This window comes from uncultured Dechloromonas sp. (assembly GCF_945957265.1).
GTDB lineage: Bacteria > Pseudomonadota > Gammaproteobacteria > Burkholderiales > Rhodocyclaceae > Azonexus.
Genome location: NZ_CAMFKO010000042.1, coordinates 16,926 through 33,846, shown reverse-complemented (window position 1 = coordinate 33,846; position 16,921 = coordinate 16,926). Strand labels below are relative to the sequence as shown.

The window sequence follows — 16,921 nt, the reverse complement described above, 5'->3', positions numbered from 1 at the left end:
CCATTTCTACGACGAAAGCCTGGGCATCAAGGCCAGCCAGCGCTTGTCGATGGAACAGAAAATCCGTCTGGCCTTCGACGAATCGCAGTTCGAGGTGCATTACCAGCCCATCGTGGACAGCGAGAAGGACACCCGGATCAGCGGCTTCGAGGCGCTGCTGCGCTGGATACAACCCGGCGGCGCCGTCTCCCCGGCCGAGTTCATTCCGCTGGCCGAAGAGACCGGCCTGATCGTCCCGCTCGGCGAGTGGGTGCTGCGCCAGGCCTGCCGGCAGATGAAGTCGTGGCATGAGCTTTACCCCCGCGGCAAGGGCTGGTCGATATCCGTCAACGTTTCCGTGCGCCAGCTGCACGCCGGCGATTTTGCCGAACGAGTCGCCGCGGCGCTGGCCGAGAGCGGGCTGCCGGCCGGCGCCCTCGTTCTGGAACTGACGGAAAGCCTCTACGCCGACATCGAACGCCACGCCACGATCCCCGCCACCCTGCGCCGCCTGAGGGAGATGGGGGTCCGCCTGGCGATGGACGATTTCGGCACCGGCTACTCCGCGCTGGCCAGCCTGTCGCGCCTGCCGCTCGACCGCCTGAAGATCGACCGCTCCTTCGTCAACAACATCACCCATGCCCCGGAAGAACTCGCCATCGCCCGCACGATCATCGCCATCGGCCGCCAACTCGGCCTCGAGATCGTCGCCGAAGGGGTCGAGACGGCGGAACAGGCCGCGCTATTGAACGAAAGCGGCTGCCACATCCTGCAAGGCTGGCTGTTCGGCAAATCGCTCAAACCCGCGGCTATCGAGAAGGCGCTCAAGGAGAACGGCTTTCCGGCTTCTGCGGGATGACCGGTCTTTGCAAGCCGCATTCCGGGCGGAGTTCCCGCTTCGCTGTGCCCATTCCAATTCAATCCAGCTGTATCTGTTATCGGAGGCCAAACAGGCGAACAATCGGCCATCAATTCACGTGGAGTCGCCATGAGTTCGCTCGCCCTGCCTTTGCCCGAAACGCCGCCCGCCACCGGCAACACCTCCCGTATCCCCGGCAACAAGGGCATCTGGGTCGGCATCACCTGCGAATTCGTCGAGTTCCTGGTGCTTTTCGCGGTCTATTTCGTCGCCCGTGCGCACTTTCCCGAATCCTTCGAGGCGGGTAGCGAAAAGCTGTCGCGCCTTGCCGGGACGGTCATCACCCTGCTGATGGTGACGAGCAGCTTCTTCATCGCCTGCTCGGTGGTCGCCATCCGCGCCAACCGGCGCCGGCAGTCGCTCTACTGGCTGATCGGCGGACTCGTACTGGCGCTGGGCTACCCGGTCGCCAAATACTTCGAGATCCAGTGGAATCTGGGCCACGGCATCAACGGCGAATCCGGGATTTTCTTCACGGTCTATTACTACCTCACCTTCAACCACCTGGTGCACGCCACCTGGGGCATCCTGGGGATACTCTGGGTTCTCGCCCGCCATCTGGCCGGCGGCTATTCGGCCGACGATTACGCCGGCCTGGAAGCGCTGGCCAGCTATTGGCACGCCACCGACATCATCTGGCTGGTCATCTTCCCCTTCTTCTACGTCCTGGTGTAATCATGAATCCGCTCCCAACCGCTCCGTCGGCGGCCTACCGCCCCCTGGTCAAGACCTGGCTGGCGCTGGTCGGCCTGACCCTGGCCAGCGTCCTGCTCAGCGAGTACCTGCACGGCGACGCCTGGCTGCAACTGCTGGTCGCCGCCATCGTCTGGATCAAGGGCGACCTGATCGCCCGGCATTTCGTCGAAACCCGCCTTGCCCACCCCTTCATTCGCCGCGTCACCCATGCCTTTGTCGCTTTCACGCCGCTTGCCCTGGTGCTGACCGCCTTCTTCGGCAAGGAATTTGCCCGCGTCGCGTCGCTCTGAGAAAGGCCCCGGGGCGACTCAGCCCGGCCGGCTGGACTGCTGCTGCCAGGCGGGTTGCCAGGCGTAGTCGCCGAACGCCGCCAGGGCCGCCTCGAGATCCTGGTCTTCGCGCAACGCGAAGGCGTTGAATCCGCAGCGCCCGAGAAAGTACAGCTGGTCGCGCAGGATGTCGCCGACCGCGCGCAATTCGCCGGCGAAGCCGTAACGCGAGCGCAACAGCCGGCCGGTCGAATAGCCCCTGCCGTCGGCAAAAGCGGGAAAATCGACCGCGATCAGCGGCAGCCGCTCGAGATGGGGCAGCAGCGCCTCCGGATCGTCGTCCGGCCCGAGCAGGACGCCGACGGCAGCCTGCCTGTCGGCAAGAGCGGCGGCCTGGGCCAGGTAGATCGGCAGGGGCAGAATGGCTTTCGCGCCCCGGCCGGCAGACGCGACATCCGGCGTCGCCCGGATTTGCCAGGCATCGTCGACGATCGCGCCGTCCTTAATGATTCGCTTCATGGGCGCCTCCTCCATACACGGCGATCTTGAACGGCCCCGGGCCGACCCGTTCGACGGTGTCGATAAACGGCTCCTCGTCGTGGCGCAGGCGGATGTAGGTCTCGAGCAGGGTCTGGACGGTGTCCGGAATGTCGGCCGCGGCAAACGCGGGACCGATGACCCGGCCGATATGCGAACGATTCCCGGCACGGCCGCCGAGGGTGATCTGGTACCACGCCTCGTTGTTCTTATCGACGCCGAGAATCCCGATGTGCCCGATATGGTGATGGCTGCAGGCGTTGACGCAGCCCGAGATGTTGAGGTCCAGCGGCCCGAGGTCGAACAGGTAATCGAGCCTGTCGAAACGTTCCTGGATGGCCTTGGCGACCGGGATGGAGCGGGCGTTGGCCAGGGAGCAGAAATCGCCGCCGGGGCAGCACACGATATCGCTCAGCAAGCCCGCGTTGGGGGTGGCCAGGCCGTGGGCGCTGGCGACGGCCCACAGGGCGAACAGATTCTCCCGGGCGACGTAGGGCAGGACCAGGTTCTGCCCGTGCGTGACCCGGATTTCCCCGCCGCCGAAGCGCTCGGCCAGCTCGGCGACGATGTCCATCTGATCGGCGGTGGCATCCCCCGGCGGAATGCCGGTTTTCTTCAGCGTGAGGGTGACGATGCGGTAGCCGGGCTGGCGATGCAGCGCCACGTTGCGCGCCACCCAGCGCGAATAGGCGCGGTTGTTGCGCAAGGCATCGGCATCGACCGGGTCGAACGGAGACTGCTGGCGCAGCGGCGGGCCGCCGAAAAAGGCTTCCATGGCGGCGAAGCCGGATTCGGCCAGGGTGTTCGGCCCGTTTCTCGCATGCGCCCATTCGTCCTCGACCGCCCGGGCAAAGCCTTCGAGGCCCAGGTCCTTGACCAGGATCTTGATGCGCGCCTTGTACTTGTTGTCGCGCCGCCCATAGCGGTTGTAGACCCGGAGGATGGCCTCGAGGTAATTGATCAGTTCGGCGCGCGGCAGGAAGGGCTTGATGCACTGCCCGACCATCGGTGTCCGCCCGAGGCCGCCGCCGACATGGATGGCGAAACCCGGCCGCCCCTCGGCATCGCGCCGGGCCAGCGCGCCGATGTCGTGGAAACGCACGGCCGCCCGGTCTTCCGCGCCGCCGGCGATGGCGATCTTGAACTTGCGGGGCAGGAACAGGAATTCCGGCGCCAGCGTCGACCACTGGCGAACGATTTCGCAGTAGGGCCGCGGATCGAAGACCTCGTCCTCGGCCACGCCGGCGAACGGATCGGTGGTGACGTTGCGGATGCAGTTGCCCGAGGTCTGGATGGCATGCATCTGCACCTTGGCCAGTTCGGCCAGGATGTCCGGCACCTCGGCCAGGCGCACCCAGTTGAACTGGATGTTGCAGCGGGTGGTGAAATGGCCGTAGCCGCGGTCCCAGGTCCGGGCGATCCGGGCCAGCGCCCGCATCTGCCGGCTGGACAGCGTGCCGTAGGGAATGGCGACGCGCAGCATCGGCGACTGGCGCTGGACATAGAGCCCGTTCTGCAGGCGCAGCGGACGGAAATCGTCCTCGCTCAGGCTGCCGTTCAGGAAACGCCGGGTCTGGTCGCGATACAGGGCTACCCGGTCATCCACCAGGCGTTGATCGATGGGGTTGTAGAGGTACATGTCGAATGAGGTCGCAAAAATTTACGGCAAGGCGAAACTGCTTTTTTCGACGACCTGGATGCTGCGGTCGTCGGCGGCTTCGATCGAAAACGTCATCGGCTGGATGCCGGACAGGCCGCTGTCGGCCGGCGCCGCCACGGTCAGCGACACCGGGCGGATGCTGCCCGGCTCGGCGCTGAAGCGCGACCCGCCGACGATCCGGGCACCCGGCATGCCGGCAACGCGGACGACGAACTCGCGCGGCACCTCGGCGAGATTCATCAGCTTCAGCGTGTAGGCGTTCTCGATCTCCCCTTCCGCCGTTTCCCGCAGCAAGGCGCCACGGTCGCGCAGCACATCGACCAGCAACAGCGAGCGCTGGTCCAGCGTCCACGCGCCGAGGCCGCAGAAAACCAGCAGCAGCGCCGCATAGGCGCCGATCCGCGGCCGGGCATACCATGGCCGATGTTTTTCCGGAGCGGCCAGCGCCGTTTCCGAAGCGAAGCGGATCAGGCCGCGCGGCGCCCCGATCTTGTCCATGACCTGGTCGCAGGCATCGATGCACAGGCCGCAATTGATGCACTGGTACTGCAGGCCGTCGCGGATATCGATGCCGGTCGGGCAGACCTGGACGCAGATGCCGCAATCGACGCAGTCCCCGGTCGTCCCGGCCTGGCGCCGGTTGCTGCGCGGTTCGCCGCGCTGGCGGTCGTAGGCCACGTTGCTCGTCGCCGGATCGAACATCACGCCCTGGAAACGCGAATAGGGGCACATGTGCTGGCAGACCGCCTCGCGCGCCAGGCCGGCCTGGACATAGGTGAAGGCGGCGTAGAAGATCAGCCAGAAGGCCTCCCACGGCCCGGTATCGAGCGCGACGACGGTAGGCAGCAAGTCGCGGATCGGGGTGAAGTAGCCGACGAAGGTCACCGCCGTCCATATGGCAATGGCCGCCCAGATGCCGTGCTTTGCCGTCTTGAGCAGCAGCTTGCGGGGCGTCAGCGGACCGGCATCGAGGCGCAGGCGCGCCAGGTGGTCGCCCTCGATCCGCGCCTCGATCCAGGTGAAGATGCTGGTATAGACCGTCTGCGGGCAGGCAAAGCCGCAGAACAGGCGCCCGGCCAGCGCGGTGACCAGGAACAGCGCCGTCGCCGCGACGATCAGCACCAGGGCCAGCAGCAGCGCATCCTGCGGCCAGAGGACCAGGCCGAACAGATAGAGCTTTTCGTGGGCGATATCGAACAGCACCGCCTGGCGGACCGTACCGGCGCTCTCCCAATCGACCCAGCACAAACCGTAGAAGATGGCCTGGGTCAGCCATACCATGCCCCAGCGCAGCGTGTTGAAGCGCCCCGCTACTGCCTTGGCGTGGATTTTCCCTTTCTTCCGATAGAGTTCGAGCTTCGCTTCGCGAACCTTGCTGACCGGCCTGTCCATGTCGTTTTCCTGGCTATGTGACTGGACATCAGTAAATCACCGGGGCGCGATTGATAACAGTTGCAGCGCGTTTGATTTTCAATAGGCACAGATAGAAGGCCGCAGCACCCGGCTCAGGACAGGGTCGATACCAGGTGGCCGAGCGTGGCGACGGCCCGCTGCATGGCCTCGGTTTGCGGGTGGCCGAAGTTGAGGCGGATGCAGTTGGCGAACTCCTTCTTGGCCGAAAAGATCGGCCCCGGCGCGATGCTGATCCCCTGGTCCAGCGCCATGCGGTGCAGCTTGAGCGCATCGACGGATTCCGGCAGCTCCAGCCATACGAAGTAGCCGCCGGCCGGCCTGGCCAGGCGGGTCGAACCGGGAAAGGCGCGCTCGACCCCTTCCAGCAGCACCGACTCCTGCAACTGGAGCTGCTGCCGCAAGCGCCGCAGGTGGTGGTCGTAGCCGCCGTGCTTGAGGTATTCGGCGACGGCGATCTGGACCGGGATCGTCGTCGCCAGGGTCGTCGCCAGCTTGAGGCGCACGATCTTCTCGGCATAGCGGCCGGCGGCGACCCAGCCGAGGCGATAGCCGGGAGCCAGGCATTTGGAAAACGACGAAATGTGCATGACGTGGTCGGCCTTCGCCGCCGCCTTGCTGCACAGGGGCGGCTGCGGGCCGAAGTACAGCTCGCCATACACGTCGTCCTCGATCAGCGGCACGTCGTGGCGGGCCAGGAGGTCGATCAGATGGCGCTTGCGCTCCTCGCTGACCAGGCTGCCGGTCGGATTGCCGAAATTGAGCATCAGCAGGCAGGCCTTGATCGGATGGTGGCGCAGCGCATCCTCCAGCGCCTGGATGCTGATCCCCTCGCGCGGGTGCGACGGGATCTCGATCACCTTGAGGCCCAGCCGCTCGCTCGCCTGCAGCCCCGCATAGAAGGTCGGCGACTCGATGGCGATCAGGTCGCCGGGCTGCGTCACGGCCTGCAGGCAGAGGTTGATCCCCTCCATCGCGCCGGAGGTGACCACCACCTCGTCGGTCGCCACCACCGCGCCGCGCGACAGGTAGCGCAGCACGATCTGGCGGCGCAATTCCTCGTTGCCGGGCGGCAGGTCGCTCAGCGTCGACAGCGGATCGAAGCGCCGCGCCGCCTGGCAGAGAAAACGCCCGAGCTTGTCGAACGGGAACAGGAAGGGGCTGGGAAAACTGGACCCCAGGGGCACCACGGCCGGGTCCTTGACGCTGTTCAGGATCTGGAAGATGAAGTCGCTGACCTGGAGCTCGGTCGAGTTGCCCACGGGATGGCTCATCTCCGGCTCGTTGAGGCGCTGCCCGAGACGGGCGCGCACGAAGTAGCCGGATTTGGGCCGGGCCTCGATCAGGCCCCGGCTCTCCAGCAGGTAGTAGGCCTGGGTCACGGTCACCGGGCTGATGGCGTGCGTCCGGCACACCTGGCGGACGGAAGGTAGCCGGTCGCCGGGCCGGAGCACCCCGTCGACAATCAGCTTTTCCGTCTCGTAGGCCAGACTCTGGTAGCGCACCATGCTTGTTTCTCCCCTTCGCTCGCGGTTATCGGCCCCCGCATGATGCCTCAGTGGGCGGCCGGCGACATTGATTCATCCCGGCCAAAGCGCAGCCAGCCCTTTTTCAGCTTGTCCACCGACGGTACACGAATGGCCGGCCCGTCGACCTCGATCAGGCCTTTCTGCCGCATATCCTGCAGAATCCTCGAAAAATGCTGGGGCGTCAGGCCGAGCCACGAGGCAAGGTCGGTTTTCTTGATCGGCAGGACGATGCTCAGTGACTCGTCCTGCGGCGACCTCTCCGCGGCATGGGAGAGCAGGAAGTCGGCGACCCGTTCATGCCCGGCCTTGAAATTGGATTCGATATCCTGGACCAGGTCATGCACCTTGCGCGCCATGCCGCCCAACAGCTGCCGGAAGAGCAGCGGCGACTCGCCCAGCAAGGCAAAGACGGCCGCTTCCGGGATATGGAACAGCACCGCATCCGCAACAGCCTGCGCGGTGGTGTCGTAACCGCGCTGCAGCAGCACCGGCACTTCGGCCAGGAAATCCCCGCGCGCCGCGACGTGGATGATCTTTTCGTTCCCGGCACGACTCGCCTTGAACACCTTGACCAGGCCGTCGATCACCAGGAACAGCCCTTGCGCGGGGTTGCCGGCATGAAATACGTAGCGATTCCGGAGAACGAGCTGCCGGCTGATTCCCGCGCCGGGAAAACGCGCCTGGAATGCCGTGATGCAGGCCACCATGTCGTCGCATTGTTGTTCGCTCATCCGCCCTCCCGCACGCCATCCCCTGCGAAATCCGGGGCGCCTTGCCAATGCCGGCCAGTACACCAGAACACGGGGCGCGCAGACAGTGACAGCCATCGATGATTTCGATAGGAACAGTTTCCCCGGCAGCTTTTGTCTGTACCGCAAGACTAAGTCACCAGCTGTCATCACCGCCCCCCGGCCGGAAAGGCGAGAATTTCCGTAACAAGCTAATTTATTGGGGAAATTCAACGTGAGAATCCTTGTTGCGATGATTGCCGCCATGGCCATCAACTGTGCCGCAAACGAAAATGCCAGCATCCTCGAACACCCGATCCTGAATGCCGCACGCACCGGTACAGCGCAGGATGTCGCCATCGCCCTCGCATCCGATCCCGGCAGCCGGGACATCCGGACCGAAGTCGGCTCGACGCCGCTCCACCTGGCGGCGGCCAATGCCGCCCCCGGGGGGCTGCAGGCCTTGATCGCCGCGGGCGCCGACCCGAACGCCCGCGACCACGACGGCATGACGCCGCTGCATGTCGCCGCCTATTCGCAGAATGCGGCGCACGCCCGACTGCTGCTCGAAGCCGGTGCCGACCCCTACGCCCTGACCGCCTCCGGACGCGACCCGACCTCCGTCGCCCGGAAAGCCATGGCCTACGAGGTGGCCGGCGTCATCTCGCTGTGGCTGCTGAAGAAATGCGCGCCGGGAAAACCGTGCTGACGGCGTCCGGGAGACAGGCATGAACCCAGCGATCCATCCGCTCATCGAAGTCCCGGCCGGACACGGCGCCGGCCAGCCGCGGCCGCCGGCGCCGGGCGACAAACCCCTCCTCGCCGTGCCGCCGGGAAAGCACGACACGGGCGAAGCGGTGAAATCGCTGCAGGAGGTGGAGCGGGACTACATCATCGAGATTCTTTCCCGCAGCGGCGGCAACCGCTCGCAGGCCGCCCGCATGCTCAACATCAGCCGCCGCACCCTGCAGCGCAAGATGGCCCGCTTCGGCTGAGCGCCCGGCTGCCGTTCAATGAACGGCGGACAGGCTGTCGGCCCAGATGTTCCTGGCCCAGGCGTGGGCGTAGCCGGCCTCGAGTTCGCTGGCACGCTCCGACAGGCCGCCGGATTTGGCAACCGACAGGAAGGTCGCCTGCTCGGCGTCGTAGTCGAAAACGCTGGCCACATGCATGGCCTGCTCGAAGCTGACGAAGCTGTAGCAGGTGTTCATCACCTTCGGGCGAGGGTTGATTTGGCGGCCGGCGAACAGATTGACCAGCGCCGCCGCCAGCACCTTTGCCTGCTGGTTGGCCATGTGCCCCGACTTCGGCATCAGCGGCGCCGCGAAAGTGGCGTCGCCAATCACATGGATGCCCGGATGGCTGAGCGATTCGAGCGTCAGCCAGTCGACCTCGGCCCACCGGCCGTTGGCCAGCTTGAGGCCGAGCTCGCGGGCGATGCGGCCGATGCGCTGGGCCGGGATGACGTTCCAGACATCGGCCTGCAGCTGCTCGAAGTCGAAGATGGCCGCCCCGCTGCCGGCATCGACGTCACGTAGCGGCATGTTGGGGCGATAGTCGATCAGATCGGGATATAGCTCTGCCCAGGCCTGCAGGAACAAGGGGCGTTTCGAGGCGACACCGTCGTTGGCGTCGAGGATCAGCACCTTGGAACGCGGCTTGTGGCGGCGAAAGTAAGCGGCGATCAGCGATGCCCGCTCGTAGGGCCCCGGCGGGCAAACGTAGGGAATCCTTGGAATCGACAAGGCATACACCCCGCCGTCGGGCATGGCGGCCAGTTGATTCCGGAGCGCCACGGTCTGCGCCCCGGCCTTGTAGGCATGCGGGAACCGCCGCTGCGCCGCCTCGCTCGCCAGTCCGGGAATGTCCTCGTTGATGAAATCGACGCCGGGCGCCAGCACGCAGCGGTCGTAAGGCAGGGAAAGGCCGCCGGAGAGCAGAACCGTCCGTTTTCCCGGGTCGATCCGTTCGGCCTGGGCATGGACGACCTCGACCCCGAGTTGGGCCAGCCCGGCATAGCCGAGGGTGATGTCGGCCAGCGAACGCTCGCCGGCCAGCACCAGGTTGGATACCGGGCAGGAAACGAACTGCCGGTTCCGTTCGACCAGGGTGACGGCGACTTCGCCCCGACTCCAGAGGCGCAGGTACTTGGCCACCGTCGCGCCGGCGAATCCGCCGCCGACCACGACAACGCGCGGCATGACGCGCTCCGTCCGGGTCGCGCAGGCGGCCAGCAGCGCAAGGGCGCCTCCGCCCATCGTTTTCAGGAATTTTCGTCGCATCGTTCAGTCGCCATTCCTTGCCAGGCAATCGGCGATCAGCGCGATTTCTTCGTCGCTGTATCCGCGGACGATCTGCTGCATGACCGTGGACGGCCGCGCGTAGTTGCGGAATGCGGTGAGCTGCTGGCGAATCCATTCGGCCGACCGGCCGGCGAGCGGCGGTACGGCTTCCGGCGTCGGCAGCCGGCCGTTGGTGCCATGGCAATTGGCGCAGGTGGCCGCCAGCGACTGGGCCGCGGATACGCCGCCGTGGGCGCTCGCGATGAAGCACAGCAAGGCGCCGGCAAGGGCGGTTCGGAGCAGGAGATTGATCATGTCAAAAAAAGTCGGAAGGCGTGCCAGGAGAGGTTTGGGGGAGCACGCCCTCCGACCGAAGGGGTTGCGGACTATTTCATGGACTACTTGGTTTTCCTGGCGCCGTTCTGCTCGAGGTAGTTCTTGGCACGGATGCCGATGTCGGCCGCCTTGACCTGGTACTGCCAGATCTGTTCGGCCCACAGCGTCGCCTGCTGCCAGTCTTTCCGCTTCGCCGCCTCTTCGGCCTTGGCTCGGGTTTCCTTGGTCTTGTTCAGCTGATCGACCGCGTCGTCCATCAAGGCGACCACATCCGGGAAATCGCGGTAATTGACGCCGGTGATGTAGGCGACGACCTGGTCGATGACGGCCTGCGTTTCAGCCACCTTCTTCAATTGCTTCTTGTAGTCGTCCTCGGTGTAGACCACCTGTTCCGCCGCGGCCGGCTTGCTCGGCTTCCAGCCCTTCGGCTTGACCAGCAGGTAACCCTGCATCTCCAGGTGCAGCGCCGAGCAGAATTCCGTGCAGTAGTACGGATAGACGCCTTCCTTGTCGGCCTTGAACTTGACGGTGACCGTCTTGCCCGGTTCCACGGAGGCATGGACGTCGAAGGTGCCGACGGCGAAGCCGTGGGTTTCGTCCTGGGCGCGCTCGAGGTTGGTCAGGTGCACCGTGATTTCGTCGCCGACTTCCGCCTCGATGGTTTCCGGCGTGATGTGGGAGCGGATCAGGGTGCCGAAGACCTCGACCTTGTTGCCCTTCCTGACCGTCTTTTCCTCGCCGGCCCGCACCGCGCCCGGGTGCGGCTTGTCGGTGCGCGAATCGGTGCCGACCTTGTAGCGCACGCCCGGCTTGAGTTTCGAGGCTTCGATCCCGACCACGTAATGCGGCTCGCCGAGCGGCACCGGCATGTCGTAGAGCAGTTGCATCTTGTCCTCGGAAATGTCGATCAGCTGGTGGTTCTGCGGATGCAGCGGGCCGACCGGGTTGAAACGGTCGATCGACAGCTTGTTCATGGCCACCAGGTACTTGCCCTTCGGCTCGACGCTGTCGCCTTCCATGGTCATCAGGTGGCCGATGTTGTAATGGACGGCGATCTTGTCGAGAACGCGCCCCTCGCAGTAGTCCCATTTGACGACCTGCGAATCGACGTACAGCGAGGTGTAGGCGACGCAGGCCTTGGCGTCGTATTGCGTGTGCAGCGGCCCGAGCCCGAGCTGCACCTGCTTGTGCAGGGTTTCCTTCATGCCGATGACCGGAATGCCGTAGGCATCCTTGCTCTCGAAGCGCCCGGCCTTGATCGCGGCCTGGATCTTTTCCCAGGAATAGACCGAGACGTGGGTATCGAGCTTGCCCGAAACGGTGATGAACTTGCCGTCCGGCGAAAGCATGACGCCGTGCGGCGACTTGGGTTCGGGGATCAGGAAGAGGATGCCTTCCTTGATCGCGGTCTCCATCATGATCACGTTGTGGCCGTTGATCTTCTTCGCCTTGCCCTGGGCGACCAACTCGGCGGCCTTACGCCAGTTCACGACGTGCATGTAGTCGGTATCCTTGGCCGAACATCCCGCCTCGTAGGGCGGACGGCCTTTTTCGATACCGCCGACGTAGCGTTCGGAACAGAAGGAATTGGTGAACGACCAGCCATCCGACGGCCCCTTGCCGGCATCGGACAAGTCCTGCGAGTACGGCGGCAGTTCCACGGAGAAGGACTCCTTGGGGACGATGCGGCCTTCCTTGCGGTCGAATTTCCAGTAGGTGATGCCGCCGCGATACTTTTCGTTGAACTCCTCGAGCGGGGCGAATTTCCGGTTCTCGAGCGGCGTCGCGTACTGGGCCGCCTCGATGACGTATTCGGTGTTCGGCGTGACGAAGGCGCCGCCGTGCTCCGACTTGAAGATCGGGTTGGCGACCAGCTGCTTGGTCTCGAAATCGCGCAGATCGATCACGGCGATCCGCGGATTGGCCTTGTCGTTGATGAACAGGAACTGGCCGTCGTACTTGCCTTGCGTTTCCGACATGGCCGGATGGTGCGAGTCGCCCCAGGTGATCTTGCGGCCGTCGATATTGCCCTGGGCCAGCACCGCCTTGGAGCTTTCGTCGTAGCCGTAGCCCTGCCACGGTTCCGGCGTGAACACGCCGATGTACTTGAGAATCCGCATCGACGGAATGCCGTAGACGAGCACCTGGCCCGACTGGCCGCCCGACGAGAAGGCGATGAACTCGTCGCGCTTGCCGGTCGGCACGTAGGTCTTGGCGGCGGACAGCAGATCCTGTTGCGACAGGTTGCGGCGCTTCAATACGTCCTGCAGCGACTCGGCCGCGACGGCGGTGCCGGACAGGCCGGCAGCCAGCCCGATGAGCATGAACTGCGCCAACGGACGCCTGGTTATTACACGCATTTTTCTCCCCTTAAGATTGCGTATCGATCGGCGTGCGCCTGCACGCCGCCGTGATGGCCGCCGCCGACTGCGAAGGCTGCTGCAAGCCGCCGGCCGGCCAACCCGACCGCGTCAGTAGACCATGGGGGAAAGCGGCGCTCCGGTAACAGTCGCCCGTCTATTGGCAGCGCACAGTTTCAGCCGGCACAGTTTTCGACCGGCACAGTTCATCACCGCGAAGACAAGGCATAAACCACTGATCCAAAAACAAAAAAGCCCCACTTTCCAGCGGGGCTTCGAGCTTCTGTCGTCAACCGATCAATAGACGTCGTGCTGTGTATTGAAGACGTTGAACTTGCCGGTCGGGGTGACCAGCCGCTTGTCCTTGATCACCGTCTTGACCTGGCGCGTCTTGTCGTCGATGACCACGATGGCCGACGGCTCGGTCTTGTTGCCGGTCCACACCGAGTACCAGATCTCGTCGCCGTTCTGGTTGTACTCGCCCTGCACGACGCGCTGGATGCCCTTGGTCTTGCCCAGCTTGGCCGCCGCCGCGATGTCGATCACCTCGGGCTGCGGGTCCGGGTTAGCCAGATCGGAGACGCGATAGACGGTGACCGAGCCGGCCAGCTTGGGGTCCGGGTTCAGCGGCGAATCGGCCCACAGGTTGTCGGACTTCGGATGGGTCTTCACGAACAGCGAGTTGGCCCCGTGGTTCTTGAGTTCCTGAACCACCTTCCAGGCGTGCTCGGGGTGCTTCTCCGGGTCGGTGCCGATCAGCGTGATGACATCGGCGCCGAGATGGGAGGTCGCCCACACCGGCCCGTACTTGGGATGCACGATGTTGGCGCCGCGCCCGGGGTGCGGAATCTTGGCGGTATCGACCAGGGCGGTGAACTTGCCTTCCTTGACGTCGACCACGGCTACCTTGTTCGACGCATTGGCGGCCACCAGGAAATAGCGCTTGGTTGCGTCGTAGCCGCCGTCATGCAGGAACTTGGCGGTATTGATGGTGGTTTCCCGGAGGTTGGTCAGGTCGGAATAATCGACCATCTTGACCATCCCGGTTTCCTTGACGCTGACCAGGAACTCCGGCTTGGTCGTGGACGCCACGATCGAGGCCACGCGCGGCTCCTGGTGATAGTCGCCATCCACCGTCACGCCGCGGGTCGACACGTTCTTCAGGGGTTCCAGCGTCATGCCGTCGAGGATGGTGTACTGCGGCGGCCAGTAGGAGCCGACGATCACGTACTTGTCCTCGAAACCCTTGGCCTTCGAGGTTTCGACCGAGCGCGTCTCCATCCCGGCCTTGACCGTGGCGACCACCGTCGGCTTCTCGAACCACAGGTCGATCATGTCCAGCCGCCCGTCGCGACCGACGACATGGATGTAGCGGCCAGACAGCGACAGGCGCGAAATATGCACCGCGTACCCGGTCTTGACGATGCCCCAGATCTGCTTGGTATCGCCGTCGATCAGCGCCACCTCGCCGGCATCGCGCAGCGTGACCGAGAAGATGTTCTCGAGATTGACCTTGTTCATCTTGCGGGTCGGCCGCTGGTCGACCGGCACGTGCAGCTTCCACGTCCCGCGGATATCCTTCAGGCTCCACTCCGGCGGCGCATCGGGCGGCATCTGGATATAGGCGGCCATGTTCCTGATTTCGTCCTTCGACAGGATGTCGTCGAAGTTCGGCATGCCGCCCTCGGTGCCGTAGCCGATGATCTTCTCCAGCCGGGACTGGCCGAGTTTCAGGGTTCCCCCTTCGCTCAGCTGGCCATCGGCATCCTTGCGCGACCAGGCGGGTTCGAGGTTTTTCCCCGTCGCCCCCTTGCGCAGCATGCCGTGACAACCGGCGCAACGCTCGAAATAAATCTTGCCGCTGGCGCCTTTCGCGTCCGGCGACAAGGTCGGCGCATCGGCTGCGAACGTCGCTGCGGCGCTGAATGAAAGCGCCAGCAGACCCGCCCCTTTAAGCAAATAATTGAACATCTTCCGTCCCTTTTGTTGAAAAAAACAGGACTGTTGGGTTCCCTTGCCGAGGCATCGGATGTGCCTCTGTTATGCGACGCATTGGAGCACCGCCCGGAAGCCCGCATGGCTAACAGTTCGTACGCTTTTCAACGGGAACAGTTGCGCCGGCCACGGCGCAACGAAGAATGCTCAGCCCGCCTTCGGCCCAGCCGCCAGCGCACCGGCAACGACGAGCACGCCGCCGGCCAGCAGGCCGACCCACAGCACGCTCCCCATGCTCGCCCCCCAGCCCAGCCAGCACGGCGCCAGGGCCAGCGCCAGCAGCAGCCAGCCGGCACCGCGCCAGGCGGCGCGTTGCACGACGCCGGGCGGGCGGCCGAACACCTGGCGATGGTGCTGCGCCATGCCGATGGCCAGGGCGGCCATGCCGGCGACAATCAACAGGAAAGCCAGCGTTGCGTACAGGGCGTTCATGACGACTCCTTGCGGAAGAAACGGGTGGCGGCCAGCAGCAAGCCGCCGCAGACGACCGCCGTCGCATCGAGCGCCAGGCGCCACGCGTCGCCGCCGCCGGTGGTCAGATCGAGCACCGGCAGCAGCAGGGCCAGCCAGCCGGCAAGCAGCAGTTGCCCCCGCCAGGCCGGGAAGCCGCGCCACAGCGCGTGCCCCAGCGCCAGCACCCAGGCCGCAAAGAAAGCCGCGACCTCCCAGGCGTCGCGCGACGGCAAGCCGGCCGGCAGCAGGCGGTTGCTCCCCAGGTAGGCCAGGCAGGCGAGCAGGATGCCGGCGACCGACGCGCAACCGCAGCCTTCCAGCACGCGGGAGACGGCGCCGGTGTCGTGGCGCTGGCGGCGCTTGCGCAGGAAGACCAGGGTGCCCGCCGCCATCATCGCCGCCCCGAGCAGGCCGGAAACGAAATACACCCAGCGCACGACCGGCCCGCCGAAATGCGCGACATGCAGCCCGACCTGCGCGCGGTAGGCATAGGTCATCGGGTTCCAGCTCAGCTGCTGGCCGAGCAGCGCGCCGGTGACCGCGTCGAAGGTGACATGATCGGCCACAGCGCCGAGCCGGTCGTCCACCGTGCGATGGGCCTGCACGAGGGCATGGCGGTCGCCGGCCAGGCGCACGGTCAGCGACGTGACCTTGCCCGGGCCGAAGATGCGCTCGGCGGCGGCGAGATGCTCGCGCAGCGGCAGCATCGCCGCCGGCTCGCCGCTCGCCTTGCGCGAGAAGGCTTTCACCGCATCCGCCCGCGGCCCGCCGGGCTTGCCGTCGTACAGCGCCTGGGTCGCCGCCGGCATGAAGGTGTCGGCCAGGATCATCACGCCGCTGTAGGTGATGAGCAGCAGGAAGGGCAGCGTCGCGACGCCGATCAGGTTGTGGGCATCCAGCCAGGCGCGCCGCCGGTTGGCGCGCGGCCGGAAGGTGAAGAAATCGCGCAGGATGCGATGGTGGATGAAGATGCCGGAGACGATGGCGGCGAGCATGACGATGCCGATGACGCCGACGATCCAGCGGCCGCTCTTGCCGAGCATCAGTTCGGCGTGAAAATCGGTGAAGAAATGGCCGCCGTGGGTGGCCCGCAGCGGCACCGGGCGGCCGTCGGCGGCGAGGACTTCCTCCGTCAGCTGGCGCGGCTGCGCCCCCCACGACACGCCGACCCCGGCCTCGCGCGGCGTCGGCAGGCGCACCCGCCACAGCGGCGCCGCCTCGCCCACCTCGTGCAGACGACGCTCGGCGAGATCGGCGGCAAGCGACGGCGCAATCGGGGCGACGTCGATTTCCGGGCGCATCCAGTGGCCGATCTCCGGTTCGAAGACGGCCAGGCTGCCGGCCACGAAAATGGGCACCAGCAGCCACGAAAACAGCATCCCGCCCCAGGCGTGCAGGCCGAGCCAGGCTTTGCCGAGGGCGTTCATGCCAGCCTCCCGAGCAGGTAGAAAAGGCCGGCCAGGCCGAAGATCCAGGCCGCCATCCGCCCGGCCGAGCGGGCGGCGAAGGCGGCCAGCAGGGAGAACAGGAAGGGCAGCGGCGCCAGTTGCCCGGTCAGGTACCAGAGGGTGACCTTTTCATAGGGCAGCCAGGCGCACAAGGCCAGGAACAGGGACCAGCACAGGGCGTAACCGCCGACGGCCGCGACCAGGATGCGCGACGAAATGGCGCGCCACGCGGCGCGACCGGTACCGCTTGAAGAATTGGCATTCACACGAAAGACACCCGCAACAAACGACAAAGCCCCCGGCCGCGGGCCGGGGGCAGT

The 16,921-nt window shown here is 65.6% G+C and carries 17 protein-coding genes; 5 read left to right on the top strand and 12 right to left on the bottom strand.

What is annotated here, in order from left to right:
• The 3 genes from Q0P59_RS17295 to Q0P59_RS17285 form a co-directional block, all read left to right on the top strand.
• Nucleotides 1-838: EAL domain-containing protein (locus Q0P59_RS17295; RefSeq protein ID WP_295008602.1), on the top strand; the 838-nt coding region annotated here is incomplete at its 5' end.
• A gap of 129 nt (nucleotides 839-967) precedes the next feature.
• Complete coding sequence (locus Q0P59_RS17290) at nucleotides 968-1,573, top strand: cytochrome c oxidase subunit 3 family protein (RefSeq protein WP_295008600.1); 606 nt, start codon at nucleotides 968-970, stop codon at nucleotides 1,571-1,573.
• A gap of 2 nt (nucleotides 1,574-1,575) precedes the next feature.
• Nucleotides 1,576-1,884 (top strand): hypothetical protein, encoded by a 309-nt coding sequence (locus Q0P59_RS17285; protein WP_295008599.1) that lies wholly within the window; start codon nucleotides 1,576-1,578, stop codon nucleotides 1,882-1,884.
• Between the two features lie 18 nt (nucleotides 1,885-1,902).
• Here Q0P59_RS17285 and Q0P59_RS17280 read toward each other — a convergent pair whose 3' ends face one another.
• The 5 genes from Q0P59_RS17280 to Q0P59_RS17260 form a co-directional block, all read right to left on the bottom strand.
• Nucleotides 1,903-2,382, bottom strand: coding sequence for a DUF934 domain-containing protein (locus tag Q0P59_RS17280; RefSeq protein WP_295008598.1), 480 nt, complete (start codon nucleotides 2,380-2,382; stop codon nucleotides 1,903-1,905).
• The gene (locus Q0P59_RS17275; protein ID WP_295008596.1) at nucleotides 2,366-4,039 is read right to left on the bottom strand and encodes a nitrite/sulfite reductase; all 1,674 of its coding nucleotides are present in this window, start codon (nucleotides 4,037-4,039) and stop codon (nucleotides 2,366-2,368) included. Before Q0P59_RS17275 ends, Q0P59_RS17280 begins: the two co-directional genes overlap by 17 nt.
• A 21-nt stretch (nucleotides 4,040-4,060) precedes the next feature.
• On the bottom strand, nucleotides 4,061-5,452 hold the full coding sequence (gene ccoG, locus Q0P59_RS17270; RefSeq protein ID WP_295008594.1) for a cytochrome c oxidase accessory protein CcoG: 1,392 nt from the start codon (nucleotides 5,450-5,452) through the stop codon (nucleotides 4,061-4,063).
• 113 nt (nucleotides 5,453-5,565) lie between these two features.
• Nucleotides 5,566-6,978, bottom strand: coding sequence for a PLP-dependent aminotransferase family protein (locus Q0P59_RS17265; protein ID WP_295008591.1), 1,413 nt, complete (start codon nucleotides 6,976-6,978; stop codon nucleotides 5,566-5,568).
• A gap of 47 nt (nucleotides 6,979-7,025) precedes the next feature.
• Nucleotides 7,026-7,730 carry a Crp/Fnr family transcriptional regulator gene (locus Q0P59_RS17260; protein ID WP_295008589.1) on the bottom strand — a complete coding sequence of 235 codons (705 nt, stop codon included), beginning with the start codon at nucleotides 7,728-7,730 and terminating at the stop codon, nucleotides 7,026-7,028.
• Between the two features lie 232 nt (nucleotides 7,731-7,962).
• Between Q0P59_RS17260 and Q0P59_RS17255 the strand changes: the two genes are divergently transcribed.
• Both Q0P59_RS17255 and Q0P59_RS17250 read left to right on the top strand, forming a co-directional pair.
• Nucleotides 7,963-8,436, top strand: a complete 474-nt coding sequence (locus Q0P59_RS17255) for an ankyrin repeat domain-containing protein (protein WP_295008587.1) — start codon at nucleotides 7,963-7,965, stop codon at nucleotides 8,434-8,436.
• 19 nt (nucleotides 8,437-8,455) lie between these two features.
• Nucleotides 8,456-8,722 carry a helix-turn-helix domain-containing protein gene (locus Q0P59_RS17250; RefSeq protein WP_295008585.1) on the top strand — a complete coding sequence of 89 codons (267 nt, stop codon included), beginning with the start codon at nucleotides 8,456-8,458 and terminating at the stop codon, nucleotides 8,720-8,722.
• 15 nt (nucleotides 8,723-8,737) lie between these two features.
• On the opposite strand, the gene Q0P59_RS17245 is transcribed toward Q0P59_RS17250, so the two are convergent.
• From Q0P59_RS17245 to Q0P59_RS17215, 7 genes are all read right to left on the bottom strand, one after another.
• The gene (locus Q0P59_RS17245; RefSeq protein ID WP_295008583.1) at nucleotides 8,738-10,009 is read right to left on the bottom strand and encodes an NAD(P)/FAD-dependent oxidoreductase; all 1,272 of its coding nucleotides are present in this window, start codon (nucleotides 10,007-10,009) and stop codon (nucleotides 8,738-8,740) included.
• A 3-nt stretch (nucleotides 10,010-10,012) separates the two neighbouring features.
• Nucleotides 10,013-10,324: a c-type cytochrome gene (locus Q0P59_RS17240; protein ID WP_295008581.1), complete on the bottom strand. Its 312-nt coding sequence runs from the start codon at nucleotides 10,322-10,324 to the stop codon at nucleotides 10,013-10,015.
• A gap of 83 nt (nucleotides 10,325-10,407) precedes the next feature.
• Complete coding sequence (gene nosZ, locus Q0P59_RS17235) at nucleotides 10,408-12,705, bottom strand: Sec-dependent nitrous-oxide reductase (protein ID WP_295008579.1); 2,298 nt, start codon at nucleotides 12,703-12,705, stop codon at nucleotides 10,408-10,410.
• A 297-nt stretch (nucleotides 12,706-13,002) separates the two neighbouring features.
• Nucleotides 13,003-14,676, bottom strand: a complete 1,674-nt coding sequence (locus Q0P59_RS17230) for a nitrite reductase (protein WP_295008577.1) — start codon at nucleotides 14,674-14,676, stop codon at nucleotides 13,003-13,005.
• A gap of 171 nt (nucleotides 14,677-14,847) precedes the next feature.
• The gene (locus Q0P59_RS17225) at nucleotides 14,848-15,132 is read right to left on the bottom strand and encodes a DUF3325 domain-containing protein (RefSeq protein ID WP_295008575.1); all 285 of its coding nucleotides are present in this window, start codon (nucleotides 15,130-15,132) and stop codon (nucleotides 14,848-14,850) included.
• Nucleotides 15,129-16,580 carry a PepSY-associated TM helix domain-containing protein gene (locus tag Q0P59_RS17220; protein WP_295008573.1) on the bottom strand — a complete coding sequence of 484 codons (1,452 nt, stop codon included), beginning with the start codon at nucleotides 16,578-16,580 and terminating at the stop codon, nucleotides 15,129-15,131. Before Q0P59_RS17220 ends, Q0P59_RS17225 begins: the two co-directional genes overlap by 4 nt.
• A complete protein-coding gene (locus tag Q0P59_RS17215) occupies nucleotides 16,577-16,867 on the bottom strand; it encodes a hypothetical protein (protein WP_295008571.1) in 291 nt (96 codons plus the stop codon). The genes Q0P59_RS17220 and Q0P59_RS17215 overlap by 4 nt, the downstream gene beginning before the upstream one ends.
• Nucleotides 16,868-16,921 lie beyond the last annotated feature (54 nt).

What these genes read in the sequence shown, in the direction of transcription:
- Q0P59_RS17290 (WP_295008600.1), top strand. Translation starts at nt 968, where the DNA reads ATGAGTTCGCTCGCCCTGCCTTTGCCCGAAACGCCGCCCGCCACCGGC.
- Q0P59_RS17285 (WP_295008599.1), top strand. Translation starts at nt 1,576, where the DNA reads ATGAATCCGCTCCCAACCGCTCCGTCGGCGGCCTACCGCCCCCTGGTC.
- Q0P59_RS17280 (WP_295008598.1), bottom strand. Translation starts at nt 2,382, where the DNA reads ATGAAGCGAATCATTAAGGACGGCGCGATCGTCGACGATGCCTGGCAA.
- Q0P59_RS17275 (WP_295008596.1), bottom strand. Translation starts at nt 4,039, where the DNA reads ATGTACCTCTACAACCCCATCGATCAACGCCTGGTGGATGACCGGGTA.
- ccoG (WP_295008594.1), bottom strand. Translation starts at nt 5,452, where the DNA reads ATGGACAGGCCGGTCAGCAAGGTTCGCGAAGCGAAGCTCGAACTCTAT.
- Q0P59_RS17265 (WP_295008591.1), bottom strand. Translation starts at nt 6,978, where the DNA reads ATGGTGCGCTACCAGAGTCTGGCCTACGAGACGGAAAAGCTGATTGTC.
- Q0P59_RS17260 (WP_295008589.1), bottom strand. Translation starts at nt 7,730, where the DNA reads ATGAGCGAACAACAATGCGACGACATGGTGGCCTGCATCACGGCATTC.
- Q0P59_RS17250 (WP_295008585.1), top strand. Translation starts at nt 8,456, where the DNA reads ATGAACCCAGCGATCCATCCGCTCATCGAAGTCCCGGCCGGACACGGC.
- Q0P59_RS17245 (WP_295008583.1), bottom strand. Translation starts at nt 10,009, where the DNA reads ATGCGACGAAAATTCCTGAAAACGATGGGCGGAGGCGCCCTTGCGCTG.
- Q0P59_RS17240 (WP_295008581.1), bottom strand. Translation starts at nt 10,324, where the DNA reads ATGATCAATCTCCTGCTCCGAACCGCCCTTGCCGGCGCCTTGCTGTGC.
- nosZ (WP_295008579.1), bottom strand. Translation starts at nt 12,705, where the DNA reads ATGCGTGTAATAACCAGGCGTCCGTTGGCGCAGTTCATGCTCATCGGG.
- Q0P59_RS17230 (WP_295008577.1), bottom strand. Translation starts at nt 14,676, where the DNA reads ATGTTCAATTATTTGCTTAAAGGGGCGGGTCTGCTGGCGCTTTCATTC.
- Q0P59_RS17225 (WP_295008575.1), bottom strand. Translation starts at nt 15,132, where the DNA reads ATGAACGCCCTGTACGCAACGCTGGCTTTCCTGTTGATTGTCGCCGGC.
- Q0P59_RS17220 (WP_295008573.1), bottom strand. Translation starts at nt 16,580, where the DNA reads ATGAACGCCCTCGGCAAAGCCTGGCTCGGCCTGCACGCCTGGGGCGGG.